This window comes from Streptomyces sp. NPDC028907, assembly GCF_055564995.1.
The window spans coordinates 220,108-227,151 of sequence record NZ_JBVHVE010000016.1 but is presented as its reverse complement, the minus strand read 5'-3'; the positions used below and the strand labels follow the sequence as shown (position 1 = coordinate 227,151).

The window sequence follows — 7,044 nt, the reverse complement described above, 5'->3', positions numbered from 1 at the left end:
TGGCTCTACAAGACCAACGGCAACTTCAGCGGCGGCGGCACCGCACCCGTCCTCACCGGCCCCGCCTTCATCACCAAGGACAACGTCGACGCCGTCGCCGAATTCGCCGCGAAGGGCACGCGCTAGGCGCGTCCATGGACAGGCGAGGTCGGCCGTGGCCGCGACGGGGCACGGCCGACCTCGCCGCTGTGCCGAACCTCAGGCCCGCTCCTGCGGAGCCGGCCCGCTGGTTCCCCGGACGACGAGCTTGGGGTCCAACACGGCCTCTCGTGGCGCCAGTTCGGGGTTCTCCAGCCGGTCCACGGCGAAGCGGACCGCGTGTTCGGCCATCAGGACGGCGTCCTGACGGACGGTGGTGAGGCCTATCGGCATCAGGTGGGAGAGATGACTGTCGTCGTAGCCGACCACGGACATGTCGCGCGGGACCTCGACGCCCGCCCGGGTCAGGGGCATCAACAGGCCCAGCGCACAACGGTCGTTGCCCGCGAGGACCGCGGTGGGCAGCGGCAGCCCCTGGTCGCGTTCGGCCAGCAGCATGCGGCCCGTCTCGATGCCCGACTCCTCGGTGTGCGCGCCGGGGATGACCCGGACGTGGTCCGCCAGCCCGTGGCGGCGCATCGCGGCCCGGTAAGCGCGCCGCCGCTCGGCCGAGCCGGGTCCGCGGCCGCCGTCGATGTGCACGATCCGGCGGTGGCCCAGTTCCACGAGGTGGTCCATGGCCTGGCGCACGCCCTTGCCCTCGGCGCTGTGCACGAGGTCCACCTGGGCGCCGGGCGCACGCCGGGCGACCGAGACGGTCGCCGCACGGTGTCCGAGCTGGTCGAGGTAGCCGGGCTCGGCGTCGGGGGCGAGCAGGATCAGCCCCTCGCAGCGGTGGCCGAGCAGCGCCTCGACGGCCTTGGCCTCACCGCGGCCCGGGGTCGTCCCGGACAGCAGCACGTCGTACCCGAGCCGCTCGGCCTCCGGGTAGATGCCCGCGATGAGGTCCGTGTGGAAGGTCTGGTGGACCGTGAACATCACACCGAGGGTGCGGCTGCGGCCGCGGGCGAGCAGCCGGGCCGCGTTGTCCGGGCGGTAGCCGATCTCGTCGGCGACGCGCAGCACCCGCTCCCGGGTCTCGCGGCCGGCGCCCGGCAGATCACGGAAGATGATCGAGACGAGCGCTCGGGACACGCCGGCTTTCTCGGCGACGTCCGCCATCGTGGGCCGCTGCCGGCCTGACGCTTCCACCTGTGAACCCACCCTTCGACGCCGTTCACCTTAACGAGCTCTCGAAATCTCCCGGCAACAAGCTATTGACATGACATTTGGACCAGGGTCATCGTACTCGCACTAGAGCGCGCTAGTAGAGCGCGACAGAACATCCGTGGATACGTCCGCCGGCATCCGTCCCCTCCCTCCCCGAAGGACTTGTCATGGCAACGGCGCCAACCTCGCTCCGCACCACCGCGGGCAACCTGTGCCTGGGCTCGGCCCCCGACTCCTGGGGCGTCTGGTTCCCCGAGGACGACCAGCAGGTCCCGTACACCCGCTTCCTCGACGAGCTCGCCGCGGCCGGGTACGAGTGGCTGGAGCTCGGCCCGTACGGGTACCTCCCCACCGACCCTCGGCAGCTCGCGGAGGAGCTCCGGGCGCGTGGGCTCAAGGTCTCCGGCGGCACCGCGTTCGGCGCACTGCACCGGCCCGAGGCCTGGGACGGGATGCTCGCCCACGTCCGGCAGGTCGCGGAGCTGACCGCCGCCGCGGGAGCCCATCACCTGGTCTTCATCCCGCCCATGTACCGGGACGAGAAGACCGGCGCGTTCACCGAGTCGCCGGAGCTGACCGCCGAGCAGTGGGCGGGCTTCGGCAAGGCCGCCGACCGGCTCGGCAGGCTGCTGCTGGACGAGTACGGCGTACGGCTCGTCATCCATCCGCACGCCGACAGTCACATCCAGACCCAGCCGGAGATCGAGCGGCTGCTGAACGAGTCCGACCCGCGCTGGACGAACCTGTGTCTGGACACCGGGCACGTCGCCTACGGCGGCGGCGACAACGTCGACCTGATCCGGCGCTTCGGCGAGCGCGTCGGATACGTGCACATCAAGCAGATGGACCCCGAGATCCTCGCCCAGGTCGCCGCACAGGACCTGTCGTTCGGCGAGGCCGTCAAGCGCGGCGTGTGCGTGTCGCCGCCCGCGGGCGTGCCGAAGCCGGCCGACGTGGTGGCCGAACTCGCCCGGCTGGACGCCGAGTTGTTCGTGATCGTCGAGCAGGACCTGTACCCGTGCGCACCCGACGTGCCGCTCCCCATCGCGGTGAGCACCCGTGAGCACCTGGCGGGCTGCGGTCTGTCGGGTACCCGGCGCCCCACGCTCACGACGCGCGACCAGTGAGGAGACGGCCCATGGACGTCAGGGACGACGCGGCACAGCCCCCCTCCCCCGTCACGGACGACGCCCCGTCGGCGGTGTCCCGCAGGCTGCGGCTCATCACCGTGATCGCCACCTTCGGCGGACTGCTCTTCGGCTACGACACCGGCGTCATCAACGGCGCCCTGCCGTACATGACGGACGATCTCGGTCTGACCGCCGTCACCGAGGGCATGGTCACCAGCTCGCTGCTGCTCGGTGCCGCACTCGGCGCGGTGGTCGGCGGCCGGCTGTCGGACGCGCGGGGACGGCGCCGTACGATCCTCACGCTCGCGGTGCTGTTCTTCATCGGCGCGCTCGGCTGCACCCTGGCGCCCACGACCGCCGTCATGGTCGTCGCCCGGTTCGTGCTCGGCCTCGCGGTGGGCGGTGCCTCCGTCACCGTGCCGGTCTACCTCGCGGAGGTCTCCCCCGCCGAGCGACGCGGCGCGCTGGTCACCCGCAACGAACTCATGATCGTCAGCGGTCAGTTGCTGGCGTTCACGTCGAACGCGATCATCGCCCAGGTGGGCGGCGAGTCCGGCGGGGTGTGGCGCTGGATGCTGGTGATCGCCACGCTCCCGGCCGTCGTGCTCTGGTTCGGCATGCTGGTGATGCCGGAGAGCCCGCGCTGGCTCGCCTCCAAGACCCGCTTCGGCGAGGCCCTGGAGGTGCTCAAGCAGGTCCGGTCCAAGCAGCGTGCCGAGGCCGAGCTCGCCGAGGTGTCCGCGCTCGCCGTCAAGGAGGAGCAGGAGAGACTCGGCGGCTGGCAGGACATGAAGGCGACTCCCTGGATCCGCAAGCTGATGTTCGTCGGCTTCGGCATCGCGATCGTGCAGCAGATCACCGGTGTCAACACGATCATGTACTACGGCACCCAGATCCTCACCGACGCCGGCTTCGCGTCCGACAGCGCGCTGACCGCCAACATCGCCAACGGTGTGATCTCGGTGCTGGCGACCTTCGTCGGCATCTGGCTGCTGGGCCGGGTCAAACGCCGTCCGATGCTGATGGCCGGTCAGATCGGCACCACCGCGGCCCTGCTGCTGATCGGCGTCTTCTCGCTGGTGCTGCCGTCCGGTGACGCCCGTGCCTACGCGGTGCTCGCCATGACCGTCACCTTCCTCGCCTTCCAGCAGGGCGCGATCTCGCCGGTGACCTGGCTGATGCTGTCGGAGATCTTCCCGATGCGGATGCGCGGCTTCGGCATGGGTGTGGCGGCCGTGGTGCTGTGGCTGACCAACTTCGTGATCGGACTGGTCTTCCCGTCGCTGGTCTCCGGCATCGGGATCTCCAACACCTTCTTCCTGTTCGTGGTCGCGGGCGTCTTCTCGCTCGCTTTCGTCAAGCTCTACGTCCCCGAGACGAAGGGCCGCTCGCTCGAGACCCTCGAAGCCGAACTCCGGGCGCGCTACTCCTGAATCACCCCCCGTCCCCGGGTCCGTCGCGGCCGGGGACCGCAGAAAGGACCACCACCCATGACTGTGCGAGTAGGCGTCATCGGCGCCGGCTGGATCGGCAAGGAGCACATCCGGCGGCTGACCGACACCGTCACCGGCGCCCGTGTCACCGCGGTCACCGACATCGACGCCGTGCGCGCCGAGGAGGCGGCGGCACCGGTCGGCGCCCGGGTGCTGCCCGACGGGGCCGCGGTGGTCGCGGCCGACGACGTCGACGCCGTCCTCGTGACGTCCTGGGGCCCGACCCACGCCGAGCACGTGCTGAACGCCGTCGCCGCCGGAAAGCCGGTGTTCTGCGAGAAGCCGCTGGCCACCACCGCCGAGGACTGCCTGAGGATCGTCGAGGCCGAGACCGCCCACGGCCGCCGACTGGTCCAGGTCGGCTTCATGCGCCGCTACGACGCCGGCTACCGGCAGATGAAGCAGGTCATCGACTCGGGCCGGATCGGAGACCCGCTGATCGTGCACTGTGCCCACCGCAACCCCACCGTCCCCGAGTCGTACACCTCCGGCATGGCCGCCCTGGACACGGCCGTGCACGAGGTGGACGTACTGCGCTGGCTGCTGGACGACGAGATCGTCTCCACCCAGGTGATCACCCCGCGCGCCACGAGCAAGCGGTTCGCGCACCTGAAGGACCCGCAGATCATGCTCTTCGAAACCGCGAAGGGCGTCCGTATCGATCTGGAGGTCTTCGTCAACTGCCAGTACGGCTACGACATCCAGTGCGAGGCCGTGGGTGAGGACGGCCTCGTCCGGCTGCCCGACCCGGCCGCCGTCGGCGTGCGCACCGCCGCTCAGCACAGCACCGAGGTGCTCACCGACTGGGTGGGCCGCTTCCGGGACGCCTTCGACACCGAGTTCCGCGAGTGGATCGCGGGCATCGCCGCCGGCGAGGAGCCGACCGGGCCCTCCGCCTGGGACGGCTATGCCGCCACCGTCATCACCGCCGCGACCGTCGAGGCCCTGGAGTCGGGCCGCGTCGTCGCCACCGACCTCAAGCCCCGCCCCGCCTTCTACGGAGGTGCCGCATGAAAATCGCCCTCGACCCGTACATGTTCCGTATGCTCCCCATCGACGAGATGGTGCGCACCGTCGCCGAACTCGGCTACGAGTACATCGAGTTGTCGCCCCGCGACGACTTCATGCCGTTCTTCCTGCACCCGCGGGCCGACGACGAGCGGATCGCCGAGCTGAAGAACTCCCTGCGCGCGCACGGCGTTCAGCTGTCCTCCGTGCTGCCGCTGTACAAGTGGTCCTCGCCGGACGAGACCGAGCGGCAGGCGGCCGTCCGCTACTGGAAGCGGATGATCGAGATCACCTCCGACCTCGGATGTCCGCTCATGAACAGCGAGTTCAACGGCCGCCCCGAGCGTGCCGCCGAGAGCGAGGCGGCCTTCTGGCGCTCGCTGGAGGAACTGCTGCCGGTGTTCGAGCGCGAAGGCATCGCTCTGAACCTGGAGGCCCACCCGGACGACTTCTGCGAGGAGAACACCCCCGCGGTCGACCTGGTCCGCGCGATCAACAAGCCCTGGGTGAACTACCTCTACTGCGCCCCGCACTCCTTCCACCTCTCGGGCGCCGACCCGACGGCGGACATCGCGGCGATGATGCGCTATGCCGGGGACAAGCTCCAGCATGTGCACATCGCGGACTCCTTCAACCACAAGGGTTCGTCCGGTCTGCGCTACATCCTCAACCCGCCCGGCACCCCGGCCCGGATCCACCAGCACCTGGACATCGGGCAGGGCGAGGTCGACTGGGAGGCGTTCTTCGGCACGCTGCGCGAGCTGGACTTCGACGGCGTGGCCACGGCCTGCGTCTTCGCCTGGGAGGAGCGGGCGAAGGAGTCCTCGGCGTTCATGCTCGACCGCATCCGCAAGGAACTGGCCGCGTAGGCCGGCCAGCAGGTTCGAGCCGCTTCAGCGCGAGCGGCGGTCCGCCCTGTGCTGTGCCAGCCACAGGGCGACCTCCGCCGCGATCGGCTGCCCGGTCTCCAGCTCGACGAAGCCGAACTGGCCGCCCTGGTTGCACTCCAGGAACCACCAGATGCCGTCCGTGTCCTCGGCGAAGTCGAAGGCGGCGTACGCCAGTCCGGCCAGAGTGACGTACTCGTACACCGACTTGCCGATGCGGTCGGGTACCGGAACCGGCTGCCAGGCATGCCCGGTGTCGCCGTATCGCCCGTCGACCTGGCCGGGTTCGGCGATCTTGCGGGCGGCGAACAAGCGGGTGCCGACGCAGGTCAGCCGGATGTCCGCCCGTTTGGGGACGTACCGTTGGAGCAGCGCGGGCCCGGCCGCGACCGCCGCGAAGTCGGCGTCGGGACCGATCAGCGTGGTGGGCAGGGCCACCCCGGGGTGGTCGGGCGGCGGCCCCGAGGCGGACTTCACCACGACCTCCCCGTACTCCTCGACGAACTCCCGGGCCAGCCGGGGTGCCGTCGTGAACACCGTCGGCGGCACGGCGAAGCCGCTGAGGTGAGCGACCCTCAACTGCCAGGGCTTCAGCCGGGCCTGGTCGGCGTTGCGCGGATGGTTCATCCACCGTGCGGCGGCGGAGTGGAGCATCCCGTAGAGCGCCTGCCGGGTCTCGGCGGTCAGCCACGGTGAGGGGTCGGCCGCGTGGGCGGCCGGTTCGCCGGGTCTGCGCACCCAGATGGAGCGCAGCCCGCCCATGCTGAGCACATGTCCGTTGACCGACAGGTGCCCGTCGAAGTCGCCGTGTGCGTAGTCGGCGGACAGCACGGCCTTGCCCGGCAGATCGGCGGGGTCCAGACGCAGTACGGGTGTCCCCGTCCCGTGCAGTGCGGCGACCACCATGTCGGCGGTCACGTCCTCCTCGGACGTGAGGATCAGTACGGTCATTCGCGCAACGGTCGTCAGTCGTCGAAGTGGGTCGCGGATCCGGCGGTCGACGTCGTCGTGCCGACCGCGAGCAGCAGGTCCGGGTCACTGACGGCCGGGCGTCCGTCGGGCAGCACGTTCAGCTGGCGGGCCGGGTCGAAGTGATACGGCGTCACGGCGTTGGAAAGCCCTCTGGGAAAGGCGTAGTTGAGGGTGAACGGTCGCATGATGAACCTCCGATGCCATGCGTGTGAATTACCGTCACTTACGCACTAGTTGCGTAAGGAATTCATCACTTTCCGCCACATCGACGTGAAGGTCGTCACACCCTTCACCGGACTCCCCAAT

The 7,044-nt window shown here is 70.0% G+C and carries 7 protein-coding genes and 1 pseudogene; 5 read left to right on the top strand and 3 right to left on the bottom strand.

The genetic code is table 11. From position 1 onward, the window contains the following. A pseudogene (locus ACZ4UU_RS37570) lies at positions 1–126 on the top strand (sugar ABC transporter substrate-binding protein); the annotation flags it as partial. 72 nt (positions 127–198) lie between these two features. Here ACZ4UU_RS37570 and ACZ4UU_RS37565 read toward each other — a convergent pair. Beyond that, a complete protein-coding gene (locus ACZ4UU_RS37565) occupies positions 199–1,200 on the bottom strand; it encodes a LacI family DNA-binding transcriptional regulator (protein ID WP_471907904.1) in 1,002 nt (333 codons plus the stop codon). Between the two features lie 215 nt (positions 1,201–1,415). On the opposite strand from ACZ4UU_RS37565, the gene ACZ4UU_RS37560 reads away from it, so the two are divergent. Genes ACZ4UU_RS37560 through ACZ4UU_RS37545 form a run of 4 tightly spaced genes read left to right on the top strand, consistent with a single transcriptional unit; the run spans position 1,416 to position 5,748 of the window. After that, positions 1,416–2,375 (top strand): TIM barrel protein, encoded by a 960-nt coding sequence (locus ACZ4UU_RS37560; protein ID WP_471907892.1) that lies wholly within the window; start codon positions 1,416–1,418, stop codon positions 2,373–2,375. 11 nt (positions 2,376–2,386) lie between these two features. Further along, positions 2,387–3,811: a sugar porter family MFS transporter gene (locus ACZ4UU_RS37555; RefSeq protein ID WP_471907891.1), complete on the top strand. Its 1,425-nt coding sequence runs from the start codon at positions 2,387–2,389 to the stop codon at positions 3,809–3,811. Between the two features lie 57 nt (positions 3,812–3,868). Continuing rightward, complete coding sequence (locus tag ACZ4UU_RS37550; protein ID WP_471907890.1) at positions 3,869–4,885, top strand: Gfo/Idh/MocA family oxidoreductase; 1,017 nt, start codon at positions 3,869–3,871, stop codon at positions 4,883–4,885. Next, positions 4,882–5,748, top strand: a complete 867-nt coding sequence (locus tag ACZ4UU_RS37545) for a sugar phosphate isomerase/epimerase family protein (RefSeq protein WP_471907889.1) — start codon at positions 4,882–4,884, stop codon at positions 5,746–5,748. Before ACZ4UU_RS37550 ends, ACZ4UU_RS37545 begins: the two co-directional genes overlap by 4 nt. A gap of 24 nt (positions 5,749–5,772) precedes the next feature. Here the strand turns inward: ACZ4UU_RS37545 and ACZ4UU_RS37540 are convergent, their stop codons facing one another. Together ACZ4UU_RS37540 and tgmA are read right to left on the bottom strand one after the other, a co-directional pair. Next, a complete protein-coding gene (locus tag ACZ4UU_RS37540; RefSeq protein WP_471907888.1) occupies positions 5,773–6,717 on the bottom strand; it encodes an MvdC/MvdD family ATP grasp protein in 945 nt (314 codons plus the stop codon). Between the two features lie 14 nt (positions 6,718–6,731). Further along, a complete protein-coding gene (tgmA, locus tag ACZ4UU_RS37535) occupies positions 6,732–6,923 on the bottom strand; it encodes a putative ATP-grasp-modified RiPP (protein WP_048580735.1) in 192 nt (63 codons plus the stop codon). Between the last annotated feature and the right edge of the window lie 121 nt (positions 6,924–7,044).